The organism is Streptomyces sp. NPDC107522 (genome assembly GCF_055657525.1).
Genome location: NZ_JBVKAU010000043.1, coordinates 1 through 1,066, shown reverse-complemented (window position 1 = coordinate 1,066; position 1,066 = coordinate 1). Strand labels below are relative to the sequence as shown.

At 70.3% G+C, this 1,066-nt stretch carries 1 protein-coding gene; it reads left to right on the top strand.

What is annotated here, in order from left to right; genetic code table 11:
* The first annotated feature begins 111 nt into the window (after positions 1-111).
* Positions 112-1,065, top strand: a complete 954-nt coding sequence (locus ACZ7L6_RS43410; RefSeq protein WP_471934070.1) for an IS481 family transposase — start codon at positions 112-114, stop codon at positions 1,063-1,065.
* Position 1,066: the final 1 nt, after the last annotated feature.

Below are 1,066 nucleotides of genomic sequence, written 5' to 3'. Positions count from 1 at the left end.
CCGGGGACGTTGGTGACGGGCGACACGCCTTGAGTGGTTCTTGAACGAGGCGAGGGCCTCTGGTTTCGGTGTGGATTGCGACATCAACAACCGACTGCCAGGAGGCCCTCGTTGTCCCACCGTAACGCCCCGCTGACACCGACCGGCCGGCTGCGTCTGGCCCGGTGTGTCGTCGAGGATGGCTGGCCGCTACGACGAGCCGCGGAACGCTTCCAGGTCAGCCACACCACTGCTGCCCGATGGGCCAGCCGCTACCGCCGGCACGGATCAGCCGGTATGCACGACCGCTCCAGCCGCCCCCACCACAGCCCACGGCAGGCCCCAGCCGCGGTGGAACGGCAGGTCGTCCGGCTAAGGCGCGAGCACCGCATCGGGCCGGTGCGGCTGGCCGCCCGATGTGGCATCGCCGCCTCCACCGCCCACCGCATCCTCGTCCGGCACGGCCTACCCGCGCTCGCAGCGACGGACCGTGCCACCGGCGAACCCGTCCGCCGCTTTGAGCGCAGCCGGCCAGGCGAACTGGTCCACATCGACGTCAAGAAACTCGGCCGTATCCCCGACGGCGGCGGCCACAAGGTCCTGGGCCGGGCCGACGGCCGACGCAACAAGACCGGCACGGGATACGCCTACCTGCACACCGCGCTGGACGACCACTCCCGCCTGGCCTACACCGAGGACCTGCCCGACGAGAAGGCCGCCACCTGCGCCGGCTTCCTCCGGCGAGCTGTCGCCTGGTTCGCCGCCCGCGGGGTGAGCGTCGAGCGGGTCCTGACCGACAACGCCTGGGCCTACACCAAGAACACCTGGCGCGACACATGCCGCGAGTTGGGCATCAGCCCCCGCTGGACACGGCCCTGGCGGCCACAGACCAACGGCAAGGTCGAACGCTTCCACCGCACCCTGCTCGACGAGTGGGCCTACCACCGGCCCTACACCTCAGACTACGAACGCCAGGCAGCGTTTCCGGACTGGCTGGACTGGTACAACTACCACCGACCCCACACCGGCATCGGCGGCCACACCCCAGCCAGCCGCGTCACCAACCTGTCCGGTCAGCACACCTAGG